This is a genomic window from Bacillus sp. JZ109 (genome assembly GCF_053903135.1).
Genome location: NZ_CP096388.1, coordinates 3,979,843 through 4,002,500, shown reverse-complemented (window position 1 = coordinate 4,002,500; position 22,658 = coordinate 3,979,843). Strand labels below are relative to the sequence as shown.

The window sequence follows — 22,658 nt, the reverse complement described above, 5'->3', positions numbered from 1 at the left end:
TTAGAATTCAGTGTCTTTTCCCTGGATTTCAGCTTTTAGAAGCAATGAAAGCCGCAAACCAGGTCGACGACTGGATCGAAGAAAAAGTTGATTATGCATTCAATGAGCAAAGAGGATACTTAACCAGCTGTCCTACAAACGTAGGTACAGGTTTAAGGGCTTCGGTCATGATGCATCTGCCGGCACTAGTTTTAACTAGGCAAATAAATCGAATTATACCGGCAATTAATCAATTAGGCTTAGTTGTTAGAGGAATTTATGGGGAAGGCAGCGAAGCAGTAGGGAATATCTTTCAAATTTCAAATCAGATCACGCTTGGTAAGTCAGAGCAGGATATTGTAGAGGATCTTAACAGTGTTGCTGCTCAGTTGATTGAACAAGAACGATCTGCCCGAGAAGCGATTTATCAAACTTCTAAAATCGAACTTGAGGATCGGGTATATCGGTCTTATGGGGTCTTGTCTAATTGCCGGATGATAGAATCGAAAGAAACTGCAAAGTGCCTTTCAGATGTTCGGTTAGGCATAGACCTAGGCATTATAAAAGGACTTTCAAGCAACATACTTAACGAACTTATGATTTTGACGCAGCCAGGATTTTTACAGCAATACTCGGGAGGCGCTTTGCGTCCGAACGAAAGGGACATTCGAAGAGCGGCTCTCATCAGAGAACGGCTTCACTTAGAAATGAATGGGAAAAGACAGGAGGATGAATCGATATGATGTTTGGAAGATTTACAGAACGAGCTCAAAAAGTACTGGCGCTAGCACAGGAAGAAGCACTTCGGTTAGGTCATAATAACATTGGCACTGAGCATATTTTATTAGGACTGGTAAGAGAAGGAGAGGGCATTGCTGCTAAAGCTCTTCAAGCGCTTGGACTCGGTTCAGATAAAATTCAGAAAGAAGTAGAAAGTTTGATCGGGCGCGGGCAGGAAATGTCTCAAACGATTCATTATACTCCTAGAGCTAAAAAAGTCATTGAGCTTTCAATGGATGAGGCAAGAAAACTCGGTCATTCTTATGTTGGAACAGAACATATTCTTCTTGGTCTGATTCGTGAAGGAGAAGGTGTTGCTGCGAGAGTTCTGAATAATCTCGGTGTCAGCTTAAATAAAGCAAGACAGCAGGTGCTCCAGCTTCTAGGAAGTAATGAAACAGGATCATCAGCGGCAGGAACAAACAGCAATGCGAATACGCCTACGCTTGACAGCTTGGCAAGAGACTTAACTGCTATTGCGAAGGAAGACAGCCTTGACCCTGTAATCGGCAGAAGCAAGGAGATCCAGCGTGTCATTGAAGTGTTAAGCCGCAGAACGAAAAACAACCCTGTTCTCATTGGGGAACCAGGTGTAGGTAAAACGGCTATCGCAGAAGGTTTGGCACAGCAAATTATCAATAATGAAGTACCCGAAATTTTGCGTGATAAACGTGTGATGACATTAGACATGGGAACAGTTGTTGCCGGCACAAAATACCGCGGAGAATTTGAGGATCGCCTGAAGAAGGTCATGGATGAAATTCGCCAGGCAGGAAATATCATTCTATTCATCGATGAGCTCCATACATTAATCGGGGCAGGCGGAGCAGAAGGTGCTATTGATGCATCTAATATTTTAAAACCTTCACTTGCTCGCGGCGAACTCCAATGTATTGGTGCAACGACTCTTGATGAGTACCGTAAATATATTGAAAAAGATGCAGCACTGGAACGCCGTTTTCAGCCGATTCAGGTTGATCAGCCATCTGTAGATGAAAGTATTCAAATTTTACAAGGTCTGCGTGACAGATACGAAGCCCACCACCGCGTTTCTATCACTGATGATGCCATTGAAGCTGCGGTTAAGCTTTCTGACAGATATATTTCTGACCGCTTCCTTCCGGATAAAGCAATTGACTTGATCGATGAAGCAGGTTCAAAGGTGAGACTGCGCTCATTTACAACGCCTCCTAACTTAAAAGAGCTTGAGCAGAAGCTTGATGAGGTTCGTAAAGAGAAGGACGCGGCAGTGCAAAGCCAAGAGTTTGAAAAAGCTGCTTCCTTGCGTGATACTGAACAACGCCTGCGCGAGCAAGTAGAGGATACGAAGAAATCATGGAAAGAGAAGCAAGGGCAGGAAAACTCAGAGGTTACTGTGGATGATATTGCGATGGTTGTATCCAGCTGGACCGGTGTGCCTGTATCTAAAATCGCCCAAACTGAAACTGATAAGCTTCTCAATATGGAAAACATTCTTCATTCCCGCGTCATCGGCCAGGATGAAGCGGTTGTAGCTGTTGCAAAAGCCGTCAGACGTGCGAGAGCAGGATTGAAAGATCCTAAACGCCCAATCGGCTCATTCATTTTCTTAGGCCCTACAGGTGTAGGTAAAACAGAGCTTGCACGAGCACTTGCTGAATCCATTTTTGGTGATGAAGAATCCATGATCAGAATTGATATGTCTGAATACATGGAAAAACACTCAACTTCAAGACTTGTTGGTTCACCTCCGGGATATGTGGGATATGATGAAGGCGGTCAATTGACAGAGAAAGTCAGAAGAAAACCTTACTCTGTCGTGCTTCTTGATGAGATCGAGAAAGCGCACCCTGATGTCTTCAATATCCTTCTGCAAGTTCTTGAAGACGGGCGATTGACTGATTCTAAAGGACGCACAGTCGATTTCCGCAATACCATTCTGATCATGACATCAAACGTCGGAGCAAGTGAGCTGAAACGCAATAAATATGTCGGCTTTAACGTTCAGGATGAAACTCAAAATCATAAAGACATGAAAGATAAAGTGATGGGTGAATTGAAACGAGCGTTCAGACCTGAGTTCATCAACCGTATTGATGAAATCATTGTCTTCCATTCACTTGAGAAAAAACATCTTACTGAAATTGTGTCATTAATGTCTGATCAATTAACGAAACGCCTGAAAGAACAAGATCTTTCTATCGAATTGACAGATGCTGCAAAAGCGAAAGTCGCGGAAGAGGGCGTTGACCTGGAATACGGTGCCCGTCCGTTAAGAAGAGCGATCCAAAAACATGTCGAGGATCGTTTATCTGAAGAACTCCTCAGAGGAAATATTCATAAAGGACAGCATATTGTTCTTGATGTAGAAGATGGCGAATTTGTCGTAAAAACGACTGCTAAAACGAATTAATATAGAAGACGGGAATGAGGCATACAGCATGTAAGTGTATGCCTCACTTTCATATCAAGAAATAGAACAAGGGAGAGGTCTTACACTATATATGGCTAAAACAAAATCGAAATTCATCTGCCAATCCTGCGGCTACGAGTCTCCAAAATGGATGGGGAAATGTCCGGGCTGCGGTGCTTGGAATACAATGGTGGAAGAAATGATTAAAAAAGCACCGGCCAATCGGAGAGCGGCTTTTTCTCATTCTGTTCAAACTGTACAGAAACCTTCACCTATTACATCAATCGAAACATCAGAAGAACCCCGCGTCAAAACCCAGCTTGGCGAGTTTAACAGAGTACTCGGCGGAGGTGTCGTTAAAGGCTCCCTCGTTTTAATTGGCGGTGATCCTGGTATCGGAAAGTCAACGCTATTACTGCAGGTTTCCGCTCAATTATCAGGCTCATCAAACAGTGTCCTGTATATTTCGGGAGAAGAATCTGTAAAGCAAACGAAGCTGCGAGCAGACCGTCTTGGCATTAATAATCCGTCACTGCATGTTTTATCTGAAACCGATATGGAGTATATTTCGTCTGCTATACAAGAGATGAATCCAGCGTTTGTCGTTGTTGACTCTATTCAAACGGTTTACCAAAGCGATATTACATCGGCTCCAGGCAGTGTGTCACAGGTCAGAGAATGTACCGCTGAGCTGATGAAAATTGCAAAAACAAAAGGTATTCCGATTTTTATCGTAGGGCACGTGACGAAAGAGGGGTCTATTGCAGGTCCGAGACTGTTGGAGCATATGGTTGACACTGTTTTATATTTTGAAGGAGAACGTCACCATACTTTCCGTATTTTGCGGGCTGTAAAAAACCGTTTCGGATCTACAAACGAAATGGGCATTTTCGAAATGCGGGAAGAGGGGCTCACTGAGGTTTTGAATCCTTCGGAAATTTTCTTAGAAGAACGCTCTGCTGGTTCCGCAGGCTCGAGTATCACTGCCTCTATGGAGGGCACTAGACCGATTCTTGTTGAAATTCAGGCGCTCATCTCGCCAACAAGCTTTGGCAACCCAAGGCGTATGGCAACGGGAATAGACCATAACAGGGTTTCTCTGTTAATGGCTGTGTTAGAAAAAAGAGTAGGGCTGCTGCTGCAAAATCAAGATGCTTATTTGAAAGTGGCAGGCGGCGTTAAGCTTGATGAACCGGCAATTGATCTTGCGATTGTGATTAGTATCGCATCAAGCTTTAGAGACACACCTCCAAATCCTGCAGATTGTTTTATTGGAGAAGTGGGATTAACCGGAGAAGTCCGGCGGGTTTCAAGAATTGAACAGCGTGTGAAAGAAGCGGCAAAGCTTGGTTTTAAACGCATGATCATACCCGCGGCAAATCTGGATGGATGGACAAAACCAAAAGGGATTGAGGTTATCGGAGTAGCAAATGTTGCAGAAGCGCTTCGTACTTCATTAGGAGGATAATAGATGGAAAAAGAGAAAAAAGGGGCGAAACACGAGTTAGACCTGTCATCTATATTGCAGTTTGTTGCTCCGGGTACACCGCTCAGAGCGGGGATGGAAAACGTCTTGAGAGCAAATACAGGCGGTCTGATTGTTGTTGGATATAATGATAAAGTAAAAGAAGTGGTGGACGGGGGCTTTCACATAAACACGGCTTTTTCTCCGGCGCATTTATATGAGCTGGCTAAAATGGATGGAGCGATCATTTTAAGTGATTCGGGTCAAAAGATCCTCTACGCGAATACTCAGCTGATGCCGGATGCCACAATTTCTTCATCAGAAACAGGAATGCGGCACAGAACTGCCGAAAGAGTAGCTAAGCAAACTGGCTGTCTTGTGATCGCAATTTCTGAAAGAAGAAATGTCATAACGTTATATCAGGAAAACATGAAGTATACACTAAAAGACATAGGATTTATTTTAACCAAGGCGAACCAAGCCATTCAAACACTTGAAAAGTATAAGACAATCCTCGATAAAACGATTAATGCACTGAACGCGTTAGAGTTTGAGGAACTTGTTACCTTTAGTGATGTCTTGTCTGTCATGCATCGTTATGAAATGGTACTGAGAATCAAAAACGAAATTAATATGTATATCAAAGAGCTGGGGACAGAAGGGCATCTGATCAAACTGCAAGTCATTGAATTGATTACGGATATGGAAGAAGAGGCCGCTTTATTTATTAAGGACTATGTAAAAGAAAAGATTAAAGATCCGTTTGTTCTCTTGAAGGAGCTGCAGGATATGTCCAGTTATGATCTGCTGGATGATTCCATTGTGTATAAGCTTCTCGGTTACCCTGCTTCTACTAATCTTGATGATTATGTATTGCCGAGAGGATACAGGCTGTTAAATAAGATACCGCGTCTTCCGATGCCGATTGTTGAAAATGTTGTAGAAGCATTTGGAGTCCTGCCAAGGATTATTGAGGCGAGTGCAGAAGAATTAGATGAAGTAGAGGGAATCGGTGAAGTACGAGCCCAAAAAATCAAAAAAGGATTAAAACGCCTGCAAGAGAAGCATTATTTAGACAGACAACTGTGATTTCGGTTAAAACCTTATGAATACGGGTATATTAATGTTGGTTTTTGTTTATTCTGATATTCGTAGGATGCATAAGACTTTGTGAAATTAAAATGTTAAAAAAGGAGGTGGGGGTATGTTAAAACGAATAGTTCAGGCGTTCTTCATTATTTTTGGCGGCGTTGTTGGTATATTTTTGATACCTGAATTGTTTGTACTGTTAAATATACAGGACATACCTTTAATAACAAACGCATATACGTCTGCGGCAATAGGAGCAATTATCTTTTTTCTCATCAGTATATGGGGTACAGAATACGTTGTGAACTGGGTGAAGTGGATAGAGGATTCATTGTTAAAAGCGCCGGTTCCAGATTTGTTATTTGGAAGTCTTGGCTTAGTTTTTGGACTTATAATTGCTTATCTTATCGTAAATGTTATTCCTTTAGACAATATACCTTACCGCATATTCAGCACAATAATTCCTGTATTTTTGGCTTTCTTCCTCGGTTATCTCGGCTTCCAGGTGGGCTTTAAGAAAAAGGATGAATTGATCAGCCTGTTTTCCATTTCCGCCAGAATGCAAAAGAAAAAAGGAACAGCTGATGAAGAACATGAGGTTCAAGACAAGAAGCTGAAAATTTTGGACACTAGTGTTATTATTGATGGGAGAATAGCAGATATTTGTCAGACTGGTTTTTTAGAGGGAGTTATCGTGATTCCGCAGTTTGTCCTTGAGGAATTGCAGCATATTGCAGACTCTTCAGATGTTTTAAAACGAAACAGAGGACGCCGCGGTCTTGATATCCTGAACCGCATTCAGAAAGAATTAGACATTGAAGTTGAAATTTACGAAGGCGACTTTGAAGATATTCAGGAGGTTGACAGCAAGCTCGTCAAACTTGCTAAGCTGACATCCGGGGTCGTTGTGACGAATGATTTTAATTTAAATAAAGTGTGCGAGCTTCAGAAGGTAGCAGTATTAAACATTAATGACCTTGCCAATGCGGTCAAGCCTGTTGTGCTTCCTGGCGAGGAAATGAATGTTCAGGTCATTAAGGACGGGAAAGAGCATAATCAGGGAGTTGCCTACTTGGATGACGGTACGATGATTGTCGTTGAAGAAGGACGCAATTATATCGGCAAGCATATTGATGTACTCGTCACAAGTGTGCTGCAGACAGCAGCGGGACGAATGATTTTTGCGAAGCCTAAGCTGTTGGAGAAGGCGCTGTAAAGGGAGAAAAAACAATGAGTTATGATGTGGTGATTCCTGCAGCCGGTCAGGGAAAGCGGATGAAGGCAGGGAGAAATAAACTGTTCATTGAGCTGAAAGGAGACCCGGTGATCATACACACGTTAAGAGTGTTTGACAGCCACCGGCAGTGCGAAAAAATCATCTTGGTGATTAACGAGCAGGAGCGGGAGCACTTTCAGCAATTGCTGTCCGATTACCCGTTTCAAACTTCAATTGAGCTTGTTGCAGGCGGAGAAGAGCGTCAGCACAGTGTGTATAAGGGGCTGAAAGCCGTAAAGCAGGAAAAGATTGTCCTTGTACATGACGGTGCCCGCCCATTTATAAAACATGAACAAATTGACGAACTGATCGCAGAGGCGGAACAGACAGGAGCGGCCATCCTTGCTGTTCCGGTAAAAGATACGATTAAACACGTTCAAGATTTACAAGTCAGTGAGACGATTGAACGTTCAAGCTTGTGGGCTGTCCAAACGCCACAAGCTTTTCGTCTTTCTTTATTGATGAAGGCTCACGCTGAGGCCGAGCGTAAGGGATTTTTAGGGACAGATGACGCCAGCCTCGTTGAACAGATGGAGGGCGGTTCGGTCCGTGTTGTAGAAGGCAGCTATACAAATATTAAGCTGACGACGCCAGACGATTTGACGTCAGCTGAAGCTATCATGGAATCAGAAAGTGGGAATAAACATGTTTAGAATTGGACAAGGATTTGATGTGCATCAATTAGTGGAGGGCCGTCCTCTCATTATTGGCGGAATTGAAATCCCGTACGAAAAAGGGCTGCTTGGCCATTCTGATGCAGACGTATTGCTGCATACTGTCGCTGACGCCTGCCTGGGAGCTGTGGGTGAAGGAGACATCGGCAAGCATTTTCCTGACACAGATCCCGAGTTCAAGGACGCAGATTCTTTCAAATTACTTCAGCATGTCTGGGGAATCGTGAAACAGAAGGGGTATGTCCTTGGGAACATTGATTGCACCATCATAGCGCAAAAGCCGAAGATGCTGCCGTACATAGAAGATATGAGAAAAAGAATTGCTGAAGGCCTTGAGGCAGAAGTTTCTCAAGTAAATGTAAAAGCAACAACGACAGAAAAGCTTGGATTTACAGGCCGGGCGGAAGGAATAGCGGCTCAGGCGACAGTACTGATACGAAAAGGCTAACTTGTTTTGATGCCGGGTCTATTTGGTGGTAGAATAGATTCATACATTTTTGCCTGAGGCCATACATGACATGAAAGGAAGTATTTGAAAATGGGAAACGAAGTACGCGTCCGTTATGCACCGAGTCCAACCGGACATTTGCATATTGGAAATGCCAGAACGGCGCTTTTTAATTATTTATTTGCCCGCAATCAAGGCGGTAAGTTTATCATTCGAGTTGAGGATACTGATAAAAAGCGCAATATTGAGGGCGGAGAACAAAGCCAGCTGAATTATCTGAAGTGGCTAGGTATTGACTGGGATGAGAGTGTGGATGTCGGAGGAGAGTACGGCCCATACCGTCAGTCCGAGCGTAACGATATCTATAAAGTGTACTATGAAGAGCTTCTTGAAAAAGGGCTTGCTTATAAATGTTACTGTACGGAAGAAGAGCTTGAAAAAGAGCGTGAAGAACAGATTGCCCGCGGAGAAATGCCTCGTTATTCCGGAAAACACAGAGACCTGACTCAGGAAGAACAGGAGAAATTTATCGCTGAAGGCAGAAAACCAAGTATTCGTTTCCGCGTGCCGGAAGGAAAAATCATCGCCTTCAATGATATCGTAAAAGGCGAAATTTCTTTTGAATCAGATGGCATCGGCGACTTTGTTATTGTGAAAAAGGACGGAACGCCGACTTACAACTTCGCGGTAGCGATTGATGACTACTTAATGAAAATGACACACGTGCTGCGCGGTGAGGATCATATTTCTAACACACCGAAACAGATTATGATTTATCAAGCATTCGGATGGGATATTCCTCAGTTCGGACACATGACGCTGATCGTAAACGAAAGCCGTAAAAAGCTCAGTAAACGTGATGAATCCATTATTCAATTCATCGAGCAGTACAAAGAGCTTGGCTACCTGCCAGAAGCGCTGTTCAACTTTATCGGACTGCTAGGCTGGTCACCGGTTGGAGAAGAAGAGCTTTTCACAAAAGAGCAGTTTATTGAAATTTTTGATGTAAATCGTTTATCTAAATCACCAGCTTTGTTTGATATGCATAAGCTAAAATGGGTTAACAACCAATATGTGAAGAAGCTGGATCTTGATCAGGTTGTTGAACTGACGCTTCCGCATTTGCAAAAAGCGGGCAAAGTTGGCACTGAGCTTTCTGCTGAAGAACAAGAGTGGGTTCGTAAACTGATTTCCCTGTATCATGAGCAATTAAGCTACGGTGCGGAAATTGTTGAGCTGACTGATTTGTTCTTTACGGATGAGATCGAGTATAATCAAGAAGCGAAAGCTGTTCTGGAAGAAGAACAGGTTCCTGAAGTGCTCAGCACATTCGCAGCGAAGCTTGAAGAGCTTGAGGAGTTCACTCCGGATAATATCAAAGCATCAATCAAAGCAGTGCAGAAAGAAACTGGCCATAAAGGGAAAAAACTGTTTATGCCGATTCGTGTTGCTGTAACAGGGCAAACTCACGGTCCGGAACTGCCGCAATCAATTGAATTGATCGGTAAAGAGACTGCAATTCAGCGTTTAAAGAATATCTAAATAAATGATTGTTGACAGGGAAGAGTATAAAGCTTTAGGCCATTACAGAAAGGATCTCCATTGGCTGAGAGAGATCCATGAGCCGGGTTTTAGAAGTGCGCCCTTAAGACCTTTGAAGAACGTTTTTTGAAATCAGTATTCAAAGGCGGCCGCCGCCGTTACAGGCTGAAGTTGGGAGAGCAGAAGTCTGCTTTTCAAACAGAGTGGAACCGCGCGGTTAAAGCGTCTCTGTCATGTTTACATGCAGAGACGCTTTTTTTATTGGGTAGAGGAAATCAGATAGAGAAACGGGGGGAAGCATGTGTTTTTTAGAATGCTCAAAGAAGACATTGATACTGTGTTCGATCAAGATCCCGCAGCAAGAAGCTATTTTGAAGTGATTTTAACTTATTCCGGTTTACATGCTATATGGGCGCATCGGATTGCACATGCTTTATATAAACGAAAATTTTATTTCCTTGCACGCCTTATATCTCAAGTAAGCCGATTTTTTACCGGGATAGAAATCCACCCCGGCGCTACAATCGGGAGAAGATTTTTCATAGACCACGGCATGGGGGTTGTCATTGGGGAGACATGTGAAATCGGCAATAACGTAACCGTTTTTCAGGGGGTTACCCTCGGGGGAACGGGGAAAGAAAAGGGAAAAAGGCACCCAACGATTAAAGATGACGCATTGATAGCCACAGGTGCTAAAGTGCTCGGTTCTATTACGGTCGGTGAAGGCTCAAAGATTGGGGCTGGTTCAGTAGTGCTGCATGATGTTCCTGATTTTTCAACAGTTGTCGGTATCCCTGGACGGGTCGTTGTACAAAATGGCAAGAAAGTAAGACGCGATTTAAACCATCAGGATTTGCCCGATCCAGTTGCTGACCGCTTTAAGTCTTTGGAACAGCAGATTTTAGAGCTGAAGGCAGAACTTGAAGACAGAAAAGAAAGGATCAATCAAAAATGACAATCACACTTTATAATACATTGACTAGACAGAAGGAAACATTTGTTCCTCTTGAAGAGGGAAAAGTGAAAATGTATGTATGCGGACCCACGGTTTACAATTACATTCATATCGGGAACGCGCGTCCGGCAATCGTTTACGATACGGTTCGAAACTATTTAGAGTATAAAGGCTATGATGTGCAGTATGTCTCTAACTTCACAGACGTAGACGATAAATTAATTAAAGCGGCAAATGAACTCGGTGAGGATGTACCCACCATTTCAGAGCGTTTTATTAAAGCATACTTTGAAGACGTAGGTGCGCTCGGCTGCCGAAAAGCCGACCTTCATCCGCGAGTAATGGAGAACATGGATGCCATTATCGAATTCGTAGATCAGCTCGTGAAAAAGGGCTACGCATATGAATCAGAAGGTGACGTATATTTCAAAACCAGAGCATTTGAAGGGTACGGAAAGCTTTCTCAGCAATCAATCGATGAACTTAGATCAGGTGCACGCATCCGAGTCGGCGAGAAAAAAGAAGATGCTCTTGATTTCGCACTGTGGAAAGCGGCAAAAGAAGGAGAAATCTCTTGGGATAGCCCTTGGGGAAAAGGACGTCCGGGCTGGCACATTGAATGCTCAGCAATGGTGAAAAAGTATCTGGGTGACCAGATTGATATCCATGCGGGCGGACAGGATTTAACATTCCCTCACCACGAAAACGAAATTGCGCAATCTGAGGCGCTAACAGGCAAAACGTTTGCGAAGTACTGGCTTCATAATGGTTATATCAATATTGATAATGAAAAAATGTCAAAATCACTAGGCAACTTTGTGCTTGTCCATGACATCATTAAACAGCATGATCCGCAGCTTTTGAGATTCTTTATGCTATCTGTTCATTATCGCCACCCGATTAACTATTCAGAAGAGCTTCTGGAGAATACGAAAAGCGCGTTCAACCGTTTAAAAACAGCGTACAGCAATCTTCAGCACCGTCTGAACAGCAGTACGAATTTAACGGAAGATGACGATCAATGGCTTGAAAAAGTTGAAGAACACCGCAAAGCATTCGAAGAAGCGATGGACGATGATTTTAATACGGCGAATGCCATTTCAGTCTTGTTTGACTTAGCGAAACACGCCAATTATTATCTTCAGAAAGACCATACAGCTGATCATGTAATTACGGCGTTTATCGAGATGTTTGACCGTATTGTTTCTGTCCTCGGTTTTTCGTTGGGTGAGCAGGAACTTCTCGATCAAGAGATTGAAGACTTAATCGAAAAGCGAAATGAAGCGCGCCGGAATCGCGATTTTGCATTGTCAGACCAGATCCGCGACCAGCTGAAAAGCATGAATATCATTCTTGAAGATACGGCTCAAGGCACTCGCTGGAAACGGGGACAATAACAGATGCTTGAATTTGATACGATAAAAGATTCTAAGCAGCTTAACGGTCTTGCGCTTGCTTATATAGGTGATGCCATTTTTGAAGTGTATGTCAGGCATCACCTGCTTAAGCAGGGCTTTACCAAACCAAATGATCTTCATAAGAAATCAAGCCGGATTGTTTCAGCAAAGTCACAGGCTGAGATCCTATTTTTTCTGCAGAATCAATCATTTTTTACGGAAGAAGAGGAAGCGGTGCTGAAAAGAGGCAGAAATGCCAAGTCAGGGACAATACCTAAAAATACAGATGTTCAGACGTACCGCTACAGTACAGCATTTGAAGCGCTTCTGGGCTACCTTTTTCTAGAGAAAAAAGAGGAACGACTTAGTCAGCTCGTAGCCGAAGCTATACAATTCGGGACGTCAGGGAGGAAAACAAATGAGTCAGCAACATGATTACGTCATAGGGAAAAATGCAGTGATCGAGACGTTAAAATCTGATCGGAAGCTGTATAAGCTGTGGATGGCGGAAAACACCGTAAAGGGACAAGCACAGCAAGTGATTGAGCTTGCCAAAAAGCAGGGAATCACGATTCAATACGTCCCGAGAAAAAAACTCGATCAAATGGTGACAGGACAGCATCAGGGCGTAGTGGCACAGGTTGCAGCGTATGAATATGCAGAACTGGACGATTTATATAAAGCAGCCGAAGAAAAAAATGAACAGCCTTTCTTCCTCATTCTGGACGAGCTTGAAGACCCTCATAATCTTGGTTCCATTATGAGGACAGCAGATGCGGTCGGCGCTCATGGCATCGTCATTCCAAAACGGAGAGCTGTCGGGCTGACAACAACAGTGGCAAAAGCTTCAACAGGAGCAATTGAGCACATTCCTGTAGCAAGAGTCACCAATTTGGCACGGACGTTAGAAGAGATGAAAGAGCGGGGAATCTGGGTTGTCGGAACGGATGCGTCCGCGCGTGAGGATTACCGTAATATGGACGGCAATATGCCTTTGGCTCTAGTCATCGGAAGTGAAGGAAAAGGGATGGGCCGCCTTGTGAAGGAAAAGTGCGATTTTCTCATTAAACTCCCGATGGCCGGAAAGGTAACTTCACTAAATGCATCTGTCGCGGCTGGTCTTTTGATGTATGAAGTCTACCGGAAACGAAACCCTCTGGGAGAATAAAGACCCATGGATATCCTGTTAGTAGACGGGTACAACATGATTGGAGCCTGGCCGCAGCTGAAGGATTTAAAAGCGAACAGTTTTGAAGAGGCGAGAGACGTACTGATTCAGAAAATGGCGGAATATCAATCGTATACAGGAAACAGGGTTATTGTTGTTTTTGACGCGCATCTCGTAAAAGGGCTTGAGAAAAAACAGACCAACCATAGAGTTGAAGTGATTTTTACAAAAGAAAATGAGACGGCTGATGAGCGGATAGAAAAGCTCGCTCAGGCTTTGAATAATATTGCGACTCAAATTCACGTTGCGACCTCTGACTATACTGAGCAGTGGGCGATTTTCGGACAGGGGGCATTGCGGAAATCGGCCCGGGAGCTTTTGAGAGAGGTAGAAACGATTGAAAGGCGAATAGAGAGACGGGTAAGAAAAATCACTTCCGAAAAGCCGGCGGGTAAAATTGCTTTATCGGAAGAGGTTTTGAAAACGTTTGAAAAGTGGAGGCGGGGAGACTTAGATTAAGTTGACGCTTTTTTGCCCAATACTGTATAATATTTCTATCTACGTGCGCCGGGGGGATCGGAGTGAATCTACAGAACAACAAGGGAAAATTCAACAAAGAGCAGTTTTGCCAGTTGGAGGACGAGCAGGTCATTGAAAAGGTTCATGTTGGGGACAGTGATGCGTTAGATTACTTGATTACGAAGTACCGAAACTTTGTTCGGGCAAAAGCAAGATCCTATTTCTTAATAGGGGCGGACAGAGAGGATATTGTTCAGGAAGGCATGATAGGCCTCTATAAGTCTATTCGTGACTTCAAAGAGGACAAGCTTACCTCATTCAAAGCTTTCGCAGAATTATGTATTACCCGCCAAATTATTACCGCAATAAAGACAGCTACTCGCCAGAAACACATTCCTTTGAATTCCTACGTCTCATTAGATAAACCGATTTTTGATGAAGAATCAGACCGAACGCTGCTGGATGTCATTTCAGGAGCGAAAACCTTAAATCCTGAGGAAATGATCATTAATCAGGAAGAATTTGATGATATTGAAATGAAAATGGGAGAACTATTAAGTGATTTAGAGAGAAAAGTACTCGTCTTATATCTCGACGGGAGAAGTTACCAAGAGATTTCTGATGAACTGAACCGACATGTGAAATCGATCGACAATGCCCTTCAGCGTGTGAAACGCAAGCTGGAGAAGTACTTGGAAATTCGCGAAATCAGTTTGTAATAGGAATTTATGCTATATTGACAGTATTTTTCTGACTATGATATGTTACTAAAGATAAGAACTAATGTCTATTTAGAAAAAGGTGTAATGACATGAGAAAAAAGATTACGTTAGCATGCAAGACATGCGGAAACCGTAATTATACGACAATGAAGAGCTCTGCATCAGCGGCTGAGCGATTAGAAGTAAAGAAATACTGCAGTACTTGCAATTCACATACAGCTCATCTTGAAACAAAATAGTTTTTGCGCTTTTAAATTGTGGAGGTCTTTTACATGCGTATTATGAAATTCTTTAAAGATGTTGGGAAAGAAATGAAAAAGGTAAGCTGGCCTAAAGGAAAAGAGTTAACGCGTTATACCATTACGGTAATTTCAACAGTTATCTTTTTTGTTATCTTTTTTGCCCTCCTTGACACAGGAATTTCTCAATTAATTCGTTTAATAGTTGAATAATGATCAGCAATACGTGCTATAATAGATCATAATATTACTTGCCAAAACCCGTTCAGCGGGTTTTTTATTGTGGCTTAAAATGAAAGTTATCATAGGCTTGCCGCCTATTTTTTGAAGCGTTATGGTAATTCACTAAAACCAAATGCGGGGAGGGAAGGACTGGACAGTCCTGAATAGAATGGAAAAGAATTGGTATGTTGTTCACACGTACTCTGGTTATGAGAATAAAGTAAAAGCCAACTTGGAAAAACGTGTTGAATCAATGGGGATGCAGGATAAAATTTTCCGTGTAGTCGTACCCGAAGAAGAAGAAACAGATATCAAAAACGGCAAGAAAAAAGTCGTGAAAAAGAAAGTATTCCCTGGTTATGTGCTTGTTGAAATTGTAATGACAGACGACTCTTGGTATGTTGTCCGCAACACGCCGGGCGTTACTGGATTCGTAGGATCTGCCGGGTCAGGTTCAAAACCGACGCCGCTTCTTCCGGGCGAAGCAGAAACCATTCTGAAGAGAATGGGCATGGATGAACGAAAAACTGATATTGACTTTGAACTGAAAGAGACAGTGAAAGTAATAGACGGACCTTTTGCTAACTTTACAGGATCAATTGAAGAGATTGATTATGATAAAAGCAAGGTCAAAGTTTTCGTTAATATGTTTGGCCGTGAAACGCCGGTTGAGCTGGAATTTACCCAAATCGACAAATTGTAATGTGAAAAAACTTGAAATTGCTATATATAAATGATAATATAGCAAAGGTACGTCTTGGACTTATCCAAGGCAACTAGCATGATATTTCGTCATTCATATAAAGAATGAAACCTTGAGTGGGAGGGTTTACCCTATTACCACATCACGGACTTAAGGAGGTGTGTCTCGTGGCTAAAAAAGTAGTTAAAGTTGTAAAATTGCAAATTCCTGCTGGAAAAGCTAACCCAGCACCACCAGTTGGACCTGCACTTGGTCAAGCCGGTGTTAACATCATGGGATTCTGTAAGGAGTTTAACGCTCGTACAGCTGACCAAGCTGGTTTAATCATTCCTGTTGAAATTTCGGTTTACGAAGACCGTTCATTTACATTTATTACAAAAACTCCACCTGCTGCAGTATTGCTTAAAAAAGCAGCTGGAATTGAGTCTGGTTCTGGTGAACCAAACCGTAATAAAGTGGCAACCGTTAAGCGCGATAAAGTACGCGAAATCGCTGAAACGAAAATGCCTGACTTAAACGCAGCAGACGTTGAAGCGGCAATGCGCATGGTTGAAGGTACTGCCCGCAGTATGGGTATTGTAATCGAGGATTAATTTGTTTCTTGTCGGGTTGCGAGTTTTAACAAGTTCGCAACCCTTATTCGTGGGAGGTTATTCCGCTATAACCACATAAGGAGGAAATTTTAAAATGGCTAAAAAAGGTAAAAAGTACGTTGAAGCTGCTAAGCTTGTAGACCGTTCTAAAGCTTACGACGTCTCTGAAGCAGTAGCTCTCGTTAAAAAAACAAACACAGCTAAATTCGACGCTACAGTTGAAGTGGCTTTCCGTTTAGGGGTTGACCCTCGTAAAAACGACCAGCAAATCCGTGGAGCAGTTGTTCTTCCAAACGGAACTGGTAAAACTCAGCGCGTTCTCGTTTTCGCAAAAGGCGAAAAAGCGAAAGAAGCTGAAGCTGCTGGTGCAGATTTCGTAGGCGATACTGACTACATCAACAAAATTCAACAAGGCTGGTTCGATTTCGATGTTATCGTAGCTACACCTGACATGATGGGTGAAGTTGGTAAAATCGGTCGTGTACTTGGACCAAAAGGTTTAATGCCAAACCCTAAAACTGGTACAGTTACTTTCGAAGTTGAGAAAGCGATCGGCGAAATCAAAGCTGGTAAAGTTGAATACCGCGTTGATAAAGCTGGAAACATTCATGTTCCTATCGGTAAAGTTTCTTTCGAGGATGAAAAACTTGTTGAGAACTTCACAACAATGTACGATACAATCCTTAAAGCTAAACCTGCTGCAGCTAAAGGCGTTTACGTGAAAAACGTTGCTGTAACTTCTACTATGGGACCTGGTGTCAAAGTAGACTCTTCAACTTTTAACGTAAAATAATATTGACATGACATCAACATTCTGATATTATTCAAAATGTTGTAAAATAGAATATCATTTATACCGTAGACAGTAGGGGCCTAACCGCTTAATTATCCTACCGAGGTGTATATTATCACAGCTATTACGTTACGTATGCTTGTATATACAGCCTCCATGTCTCATGGAGGCTTTTTATATGGAATCCGTCGTCTCAGTCGTGATCACCTAACGGTATAAGTGTTACACAAGAATCTACAGGAGGTGTAACCATGAGCAGCGCAATTGAAACAAAAAAAGTTGTTGTTGAAGAAATTGCTTCTAAACTGAAAGAAAGTAAATCAACGATCATCGTTGACTATCGCGGACTTAACGTTTCTGAAGTAACTGAACTTCGTAAACAGCTTCGCGAAGCTAACGTTGAGTTCAAAGTTTACAAAAATACGATGACTCGCCGTGCGGTTGAACAAGCTGAGCTTAATGGTTTGAATGATTTCTTAACTGGACCGAACGCGATCGCATTCAGCACTGAAGATGTTGTCGCTCCGGCTAAAGTTCTTAATGACTTCGCTAAAAATCACGAAGCTCTTGAAATCAAAGCTGGCGTTATCGAAGGTAAAGTTTCTACTGTTGAAGAAGTGAAAGCTCTTGCTGAACTTCCATCACGCGAAGGCTTGCTTTCTATGTTGCTTAGCGTACTTCAAGCTCCAGTTCGCAACCTTGCTCTTGCTGCAAAAGCTGTGGCAGAACAAAAGGAAGAACAAGGCGCTTAATCTAATCAGTTTTTCATAAATTAAAACAAAATGGAGGAATTACAAATGGCTTTAAATATCGAAGAAATCATTGCTTCCGTTAAAGAAGCAACTGTACTTGAATTGAACGACCTAGTAAAAGCAATCGAAGAAGAATTTGGCGTAACTGCTGCTGCTCCTGTAGCTGTAGCTGGCGGAGCTGCTGCTGGCGGAGCTGCTGAAGAGCAAAGCGAATTCGATCTTATCCTTGCTGGTGCAGGATCTCAAAAAATCAAAGTTATCAAAGTTGTACGTGAAATCACTGGTCTTGGCTTGAAAGAAGCTAAAGAACTTGTTGACAACACTCCAAAACCACTTAAAGAAGGTATTGCTAAAGAAGAAGCTGAAGAGCTTAAAGCTAAACTTGAAGAAGTTGGCGCTTCTGTAGAAGTTAAGTAATCTTCACTTACCTGTAGGGGAAGCTCGCTTTTATGAGGCGAGCTTTTTCTTTGCCATTCTTTAAGCCATGAAAAAAGGAGGTTCTAATAATGAGTGAGCACTATTATTCAGAAAAACCTTCAGTAAAAAGCAACAAGCAAACCTGGTCTTTTAGGCTTCGGAATAAAGATTTCACGTTTACCAGCGACAGCGGGGTTTTTTCTAAAAAAGAAGTTGATTTCGGCTCCCGCCTGCTGATTGATTCTTTTGAAGAGCCTGAGGTTGAGGGCGGCATTTTGGATGTAGGCTGCGGGTACGGCCCGATTGGTTTATCGCTCGCCAGCGACTTTAAAGACCGGACTATCCACATGATTGACGTTAATGAGAGAGCCGTAGAACTATCAAATGAAAATGCGGAACAGAACGGAATAACAAACGTTAAGATTTATCAAAGCGATTTGTTTTCAAACGTTGATTCTGCTCAAACATTTGCTTCTATTCTTACAAATCCCCCAATCCGAGCCGGAAAAAAAGTTGTCCATGCTATCTTTGAGAAAAGCGCTGAACACTTAAAAGCTTCAGGTGAATTGTGGATCGTCATACAGAAAAAGCAAGGCGCGCCTTCTGCCATTGAAAAGCTCGAGGAACTGTTCGATGAAGTTTCCGTCGTTCAAAAAAAGAAAGGCTATTATATCATAAAAGCAAAAAAAGTTTGACTCGGTATTTTAACTATGTTAATATTGTAAAATGCCAATGTATATATTTTGCTTGATATGATGAATTGTCAATATCTATGTATAAATTATACAAGTATGGAAATGCTAATAAAATCGGTATTTGTTTTTGGATGTGGTTTTCTTAATTAGAAACCCTTTTTTCTTTTGTCTTGTAAAAGTATTTTCTTTCTTTGGAAGAAATGCTTATTACACATATAATACGCATGATTTGAGGGGTGAATCAGTTGACAGGTCAACTAGTTCAGTATGGACGACACCGCCAGCGCAGAAGCTATGCTCGCATTAGCGAAGTGTTAGAATTACCAAATCTCATTGAAATTCAAACCTCTTCTTATCAGTGGTTTCTTGATGAGGGTCTTAGAGAGATGTTTCAAGACATATCACCAATTGAGGATTTCACTGGTAACCTCTCTCTTGAGTTCATTGATTATAGTTTAGGTGAGCCTAAATATCCTGTAGAGGAATCAAAAGAACGTGATGTGACTTACTCAGCTCCGCTAAGAGTGAAGGTTCGTTTAATTAACAAAGAAACTGGAGAGGTAAAAGACCAAGATGTCTTCATGGGTGATTTCCCTATTATGACAGATACAGGTACTTTTATCATTAACGGTGCGGAACGTGTTATCGTTTCCCAGCTTGTTCGGTCTCCAAGTGTATATTTCAGTGGTAAAGTAGACAAAAACGGTAAAAAAGGTTTTACCGCAACTGTCATTCCAAACCGTGGCGCATGGTTAGAATACGAAACTGATGCGAAAGATGTTGTTTATGTCCGCATTGATCGCACACGTAAGTTGCCGGTTACGGTTCTTTTGCGTGCTCTCGGCTTCGGCTCCGATCAAGAGATTCTTGATCTCATAGGAGAAAACGAATACCTGCGAAATACGCTTGATAAAGATAACACAGAAAACAGTGACAAAGCGTTGCTGGAAATTTACGAGCGTCTCCGTCCTGGAGAGCCGCCTACAGTAGAAAATGCGAAAAGCTTGCTTGATTCTCGTTTCTTTGATCCGAAACGATACGATCTTGCCAATGTAGGACGCTATAAAATTAATAAAAAACTTCATATTAAGAATCGCCTCTTCAATCAGAGACTTGCTGAAACGCTTGTTGATCCTGAAACAGGAGAAATCCTTGCTGAAAAAGGCCAGATTCTTGATAGAAGAACACTTGATAAAGTACTGCCATACTTAGAAAACGGAATCGGTTTTAGAAAGCTGTATCCGAATGGCGGCGTTGTTGAAGATGAAGTGACTCTTCAATCAATTAAAATCTTTGCTCCGACTGATCAAGAAGGAGAACAGGTTATTAATGTAATCGGCAATGCTTACATCGAAGAAGAGATTAAAAACATCACGCCTGCTGATATTATTTCTTCAATCAGCTACTTCTTCAACTTGCTGCACGGAGTAGGCGATACAGATGATATCGATCATCTTGGAAACCGCCGTTTACGCTCTGTAGGCGAGCTTCTCCAGAACCAATTCCGAATCGGTTTAAGCCGTATGGAGCGTGTGGTTCGTGAGAGAATGTCAATTCAAGATACGAATACAATTACGCCTCAGCAGCTGATCAATATTCGTCCTGTTATTGCGTCCATTAAAGAGTTCTTTGGAAGCTCACAGCTTTCTCAATTCATGGATCAGACGAACCCGCTTGCTGAATTAACGCACAAGCGTCGTCTGTCAGCATTAGGACCGGGCGGATTGACACGTGAGCGTGCCGGAATGGAAGTGCGTGACGTTCACTACTCCCACTATGGCCGTATGTGTCCGATTGAAACGCCTGAGGGCCCGAACATCGGTTTGATCAACTCACTATCATCTTATGCAAAAGTAAACCGTTTTGGCTTTATTGAAACGCCATATCGCCGCGTTGACCCTGAAACAGGGAAGGTAACGGGCAGAATCGATTACTTAACTGCTGATGAAGAGGATAACTATGTTGTCGCTCAAGCGAATGCTCGTCTTGATGACGAAGGCGCCTTTATTGATGACAGCATCGTAGCTCGTTTCCGCGGGGAGAACACTGTTGTTTCCAGAAACCGTGTAGACTACATGGATGTATCGCCTAAGCAGGTTGTATCTGCTGCGACAGCATGTATCCCGTTCTTAGAAAACGATGACTCCAACCGTGCCCTCATGGGAGCGAACATGCAGCGTCAGGCTGTGCCTTTGATGCAGCCGGAAGCGCCATTTGTTGGAACTGGTATGGAATACGTATCAGGAAAAGACTCTGGTGCCGCTGTTATTTGTAAACACCCTGGTATCGTTGAACGCGTAGAAGCGAAAAACGTTTGGGTTCGCCGTTATGAAGAAGTAGACGGTCAAAAAGTAAAAGGAAACCTGGATAAATACAGCCTGCTGAAATTTGTCCGCTCTAACCAAGGTACGTGCTACAACCAGCGTCCGATCGTAAGTGTCGGCGATGAAGTGGTAAAAGGAGAAATCCTTGCTGACGGTCCTTCTATGGAGCTTGGTGAACTTGCACTTGGCCGTAACGTAATGGTCGGCTTCATGACATGGGATGGCTACAACTATGAGGATGCCATCATCATGAGTGAACGCCTAGTGAAGGATGATGTTTATACATCTATCCACATTGAAGAATACGAATCAGAAGCACGTGATACGAAACTTGGACCTGAAGAAATCACTCGCGATATTCCAAACGTCGGTGAAGATGCGCTTCGCAATCTTGATGACCGCGGAATCATCCGTATTGGGGCAGAAGTAAAAGACGGAGATCTTCTTGTTGGTAAAGTAACGCCTAAAGGCGTAACTGAACTGACTGCAGAAGAACGCCTTCTTCACGCCATTTTTGGCGAGAAAGCCCGCGAGGTTCGTGATACTTCTCTTCGTGTGCCTCACGGCGGCGGCGGAATTATCCATGACGTTAAAGTCTTCAACCGTGAAGACGGAGACGAACTTCCTCCAGGTGTTAACCAGTTAGTACGCGTATATATCGTTCAGAAACGTAAGATTTCTGAAGGGGATAAAATGGCCGGTCGTCACGGTAACAAAGGTGTTATCTCTAAGATTCTTCCTGAAGAGGATATGCCTTACCTTCCTGACGGCACACCAATTGATATCATGCTTAACCCGCTGGGCGTACCATCACGTATGAACATCGGGCAGGTATTGGAACTTCACATGGGTATGGCCGCTCGTTACCTTGGCATTCACATTGCATCTCCTGTATTTGACGGAGCGCGAGAAGAGGATGTCTGGGAAACACTTGAAGAAGCCGGCATGTCTCGTGACGCCAAAACAGTGCTTTACGACGGACGTACTGGAGAGCCGTTTGATAACCGTGTATCTGTCGGTATCATGTACATGATCAAACTAGCTCACATGGTTGACGATAAACTTCATGCACGCTCTACAGGTCCTTACTCACTTGTTACGCAGCAGCCTCTTGGCGGTAAAGCGCAATTTGGCGGACAGCGTTTTGGTGAGATGGAGGTTTGGGCACTTGAAGCTTACGGTGCGGCTTATACTCTTCAAGAAATTCTGACTGTTAAGTCTGATGACGTGGTTGGACGTGTGAAAACATACGAAGCCATCGTTAAAGGCGACAATGTTCCTGAACCAGGTGTTCCGGAATCATTCAAAGTATTAATCAAAGAACTTCAAAGCTTAGGTATGGATGTCAAAATCCTTTCTGGTGATGAAGAAGAAATAGAAATGAGAGATTTAGAAGACGAAGAAGATGTGAAACAAGCTGACGGCCTGGCATTATCAGGTGATGAAGAGCCGGAAGAAACAGCATCTGCAGACGTTGAACGCGATGTAGTAACAAAAGAATAATCTCTAGTTAT

Annotated in this window: 23 protein-coding genes and 2 other annotated features (1 of these 25 running past the window's edge); all 23 genes read left to right on the top strand. The window is 42.8% G+C overall.

Annotated features, from left to right (window positions below):
* Positions 1 to 722, top strand: partial view of a protein arginine kinase gene (locus tag M1D94_RS21095; protein WP_003235007.1) — the 3' portion only. 370 nt of this gene lie to the left of the window's left edge; 722 of the gene's 1,092 nt are visible here — the last part of the coding sequence; its start codon lies off the left edge, out of view; its stop codon occupies positions 720 to 722.
* Positions 719 to 3,151, top strand: coding sequence for an ATP-dependent protease ATP-binding subunit ClpC (clpC, locus tag M1D94_RS21090; RefSeq protein ID WP_014475592.1), 2,433 nt, complete (start codon positions 719 to 721; stop codon positions 3,149 to 3,151). The genes M1D94_RS21095 and clpC overlap by 4 nt, the downstream gene beginning before the upstream one ends.
* A 91-nt stretch (positions 3,152 to 3,242) precedes the next feature.
* Complete coding sequence (gene radA, locus M1D94_RS21085) at positions 3,243 to 4,619, top strand: DNA repair protein RadA (protein WP_014475593.1); 1,377 nt, start codon at positions 3,243 to 3,245, stop codon at positions 4,617 to 4,619.
* A gap of 3 nt (positions 4,620 to 4,622) precedes the next feature.
* Positions 4,623 to 5,705, top strand: a complete 1,083-nt coding sequence (gene disA / locus M1D94_RS21080) for a DNA integrity scanning diadenylate cyclase DisA (protein WP_003225736.1) — start codon at positions 4,623 to 4,625, stop codon at positions 5,703 to 5,705.
* A gap of 115 nt (positions 5,706 to 5,820) precedes the next feature.
* On the top strand, positions 5,821 to 6,921 hold the full coding sequence (locus M1D94_RS21075) for a PIN/TRAM domain-containing protein (RefSeq protein ID WP_003235014.1): 1,101 nt from the start codon (positions 5,821 to 5,823) through the stop codon (positions 6,919 to 6,921).
* 14 nt (positions 6,922 to 6,935) lie between these two features.
* A complete protein-coding gene (gene ispD / locus M1D94_RS21070) occupies positions 6,936 to 7,634 on the top strand; it encodes a 2-C-methyl-D-erythritol 4-phosphate cytidylyltransferase (RefSeq protein ID WP_424934949.1) in 699 nt (232 codons plus the stop codon).
* Positions 7,627 to 8,103, top strand: coding sequence for a 2-C-methyl-D-erythritol 2,4-cyclodiphosphate synthase (gene ispF / locus M1D94_RS21065; protein ID WP_038827792.1), 477 nt, complete (start codon positions 7,627 to 7,629; stop codon positions 8,101 to 8,103). Before ispD ends, ispF begins: the two co-directional genes overlap by 8 nt.
* Before the next feature lie 90 nt (positions 8,104 to 8,193).
* Positions 8,194 to 9,645 carry a glutamate--tRNA ligase gene (gene gltX / locus M1D94_RS21060; RefSeq protein WP_014478617.1) on the top strand — a complete coding sequence of 484 codons (1,452 nt, stop codon included), beginning with the start codon at positions 8,194 to 8,196 and terminating at the stop codon, positions 9,643 to 9,645.
* A 2-nt stretch (positions 9,646 to 9,647) separates the two neighbouring features.
* Positions 9,648 to 9,878: a binding site (T-box leader), on the top strand.
* A 68-nt stretch (positions 9,879 to 9,946) separates the two neighbouring features.
* Entirely contained in the window at positions 9,947 to 10,600 is a 654-nt protein-coding gene (gene cysE, locus M1D94_RS21055; protein ID WP_003225749.1) for a serine O-acetyltransferase, read from the top strand.
* Positions 10,597 to 11,997 (top strand): cysteine--tRNA ligase, encoded by a 1,401-nt coding sequence (cysS, locus tag M1D94_RS21050; protein WP_038827787.1) that lies wholly within the window; start codon positions 10,597 to 10,599, stop codon positions 11,995 to 11,997. Before cysE ends, cysS begins: the two co-directional genes overlap by 4 nt.
* Positions 11,998 to 12,000: 3 nt before the next feature.
* The gene (locus tag M1D94_RS21045) at positions 12,001 to 12,432 is read left to right on the top strand and encodes a mini-ribonuclease 3 (RefSeq protein ID WP_014475597.1); all 432 of its coding nucleotides are present in this window, start codon (positions 12,001 to 12,003) and stop codon (positions 12,430 to 12,432) included.
* Positions 12,416 to 13,165 carry a 23S rRNA (guanosine(2251)-2'-O)-methyltransferase RlmB gene (gene rlmB, locus M1D94_RS21040; protein WP_014475598.1) on the top strand — a complete coding sequence of 250 codons (750 nt, stop codon included), beginning with the start codon at positions 12,416 to 12,418 and terminating at the stop codon, positions 13,163 to 13,165. The genes M1D94_RS21045 and rlmB overlap by 17 nt, the downstream gene beginning before the upstream one ends.
* 6 nt (positions 13,166 to 13,171) lie before the next feature.
* Positions 13,172 to 13,684, top strand: coding sequence for a ribosome-dependent mRNA decay endonuclease Rae1/YacP (rae1, locus tag M1D94_RS21035; RefSeq protein WP_003235032.1), 513 nt, complete (start codon positions 13,172 to 13,174; stop codon positions 13,682 to 13,684).
* 62 nt (positions 13,685 to 13,746) lie between these two features.
* Positions 13,747 to 14,403: an RNA polymerase sporulation sigma factor SigH gene (gene sigH, locus M1D94_RS21030; RefSeq protein WP_003225758.1), complete on the top strand. Its 657-nt coding sequence runs from the start codon at positions 13,747 to 13,749 to the stop codon at positions 14,401 to 14,403.
* Positions 14,404 to 14,495: 92 nt separating this feature from the next.
* Positions 14,496 to 14,645: a 50S ribosomal protein L33 gene (rpmG, locus tag M1D94_RS21025; RefSeq protein WP_003156421.1), complete on the top strand. Its 150-nt coding sequence runs from the start codon at positions 14,496 to 14,498 to the stop codon at positions 14,643 to 14,645.
* A gap of 33 nt (positions 14,646 to 14,678) precedes the next feature.
* The gene (gene secE / locus M1D94_RS21020) at positions 14,679 to 14,858 is read left to right on the top strand and encodes a preprotein translocase subunit SecE (protein WP_004399676.1); all 180 of its coding nucleotides are present in this window, start codon (positions 14,679 to 14,681) and stop codon (positions 14,856 to 14,858) included.
* A gap of 178 nt (positions 14,859 to 15,036) precedes the next feature.
* On the top strand, positions 15,037 to 15,570 hold the full coding sequence (nusG, locus tag M1D94_RS21015; RefSeq protein ID WP_003225764.1) for a transcription termination/antitermination protein NusG: 534 nt from the start codon (positions 15,037 to 15,039) through the stop codon (positions 15,568 to 15,570).
* A 167-nt stretch (positions 15,571 to 15,737) separates the two neighbouring features.
* Complete coding sequence (gene rplK / locus M1D94_RS21010; protein ID WP_003156430.1) at positions 15,738 to 16,163, top strand: 50S ribosomal protein L11; 426 nt, start codon at positions 15,738 to 15,740, stop codon at positions 16,161 to 16,163.
* Between the two features lie 94 nt (positions 16,164 to 16,257).
* Positions 16,258 to 16,956 (top strand): 50S ribosomal protein L1, encoded by a 699-nt coding sequence (gene rplA, locus M1D94_RS21005; protein WP_003235040.1) that lies wholly within the window; start codon positions 16,258 to 16,260, stop codon positions 16,954 to 16,956.
* Positions 16,957 to 17,001: 45 nt separating this feature from the next.
* Positions 17,002 to 17,142 (top strand) — a sequence feature (ribosomal protein L10 leader region).
* A gap of 65 nt (positions 17,143 to 17,207) precedes the next feature.
* Entirely contained in the window at positions 17,208 to 17,708 is a 501-nt protein-coding gene (gene rplJ, locus M1D94_RS21000) for a 50S ribosomal protein L10 (RefSeq protein ID WP_003235042.1), read from the top strand.
* A gap of 45 nt (positions 17,709 to 17,753) precedes the next feature.
* Positions 17,754 to 18,125: a 50S ribosomal protein L7/L12 gene (gene rplL, locus M1D94_RS20995; RefSeq protein ID WP_003156436.1), complete on the top strand. Its 372-nt coding sequence runs from the start codon at positions 17,754 to 17,756 to the stop codon at positions 18,123 to 18,125.
* 89 nt (positions 18,126 to 18,214) lie between these two features.
* Entirely contained in the window at positions 18,215 to 18,820 is a 606-nt protein-coding gene (locus tag M1D94_RS20990; RefSeq protein ID WP_003235045.1) for a class I SAM-dependent methyltransferase, read from the top strand.
* 245 nt (positions 18,821 to 19,065) lie between these two features.
* Positions 19,066 to 22,647, top strand: a complete 3,582-nt coding sequence (gene rpoB / locus M1D94_RS20985) for a DNA-directed RNA polymerase subunit beta (RefSeq protein WP_128441293.1) — start codon at positions 19,066 to 19,068, stop codon at positions 22,645 to 22,647.
* Positions 22,648 to 22,658: the final 11 nt, after the last annotated feature.

Excerpts from the sequence above, each read along its gene's own strand:
- clpC (WP_014475592.1), top strand. The coding sequence starts at position 719 with ATGATGTTTGGAAGATTTACAGAACGAGCTCAAAAAGTACTGGCGCTA.
- rpmG (WP_003156421.1), top strand. The coding sequence starts at position 14,496 with ATGAGAAAAAAGATTACGTTAGCATGCAAGACATGCGGAAACCGTAAT.
- rlmB (WP_014475598.1), top strand. The coding sequence starts at position 12,416 with ATGAGTCAGCAACATGATTACGTCATAGGGAAAAATGCAGTGATCGAG.
- disA (WP_003225736.1), top strand. The coding sequence starts at position 4,623 with ATGGAAAAAGAGAAAAAAGGGGCGAAACACGAGTTAGACCTGTCATCT.
- rae1 (WP_003235032.1), top strand. The coding sequence starts at position 13,172 with ATGGATATCCTGTTAGTAGACGGGTACAACATGATTGGAGCCTGGCCG.
- M1D94_RS21045 (WP_014475597.1), top strand. The coding sequence starts at position 12,001 with ATGCTTGAATTTGATACGATAAAAGATTCTAAGCAGCTTAACGGTCTT.
- ispD (WP_424934949.1), top strand. The coding sequence starts at position 6,936 with ATGAGTTATGATGTGGTGATTCCTGCAGCCGGTCAGGGAAAGCGGATG.
- M1D94_RS20990 (WP_003235045.1), top strand. The coding sequence starts at position 18,215 with ATGAGTGAGCACTATTATTCAGAAAAACCTTCAGTAAAAAGCAACAAG.
- rplL (WP_003156436.1), top strand. The coding sequence starts at position 17,754 with ATGGCTTTAAATATCGAAGAAATCATTGCTTCCGTTAAAGAAGCAACT.
- ispF (WP_038827792.1), top strand. The coding sequence starts at position 7,627 with ATGTTTAGAATTGGACAAGGATTTGATGTGCATCAATTAGTGGAGGGC.
- cysS (WP_038827787.1), top strand. The coding sequence starts at position 10,597 with ATGACAATCACACTTTATAATACATTGACTAGACAGAAGGAAACATTT.
- rplA (WP_003235040.1), top strand. The coding sequence starts at position 16,258 with ATGGCTAAAAAAGGTAAAAAGTACGTTGAAGCTGCTAAGCTTGTAGAC.
- rplJ (WP_003235042.1), top strand. The coding sequence starts at position 17,208 with ATGAGCAGCGCAATTGAAACAAAAAAAGTTGTTGTTGAAGAAATTGCT.
- M1D94_RS21075 (WP_003235014.1), top strand. The coding sequence starts at position 5,821 with ATGTTAAAACGAATAGTTCAGGCGTTCTTCATTATTTTTGGCGGCGTT.
- gltX (WP_014478617.1), top strand. The coding sequence starts at position 8,194 with ATGGGAAACGAAGTACGCGTCCGTTATGCACCGAGTCCAACCGGACAT.
- nusG (WP_003225764.1), top strand. The coding sequence starts at position 15,037 with ATGGAAAAGAATTGGTATGTTGTTCACACGTACTCTGGTTATGAGAAT.
- secE (WP_004399676.1), top strand. The coding sequence starts at position 14,679 with ATGCGTATTATGAAATTCTTTAAAGATGTTGGGAAAGAAATGAAAAAG.
- radA (WP_014475593.1), top strand. The coding sequence starts at position 3,243 with ATGGCTAAAACAAAATCGAAATTCATCTGCCAATCCTGCGGCTACGAG.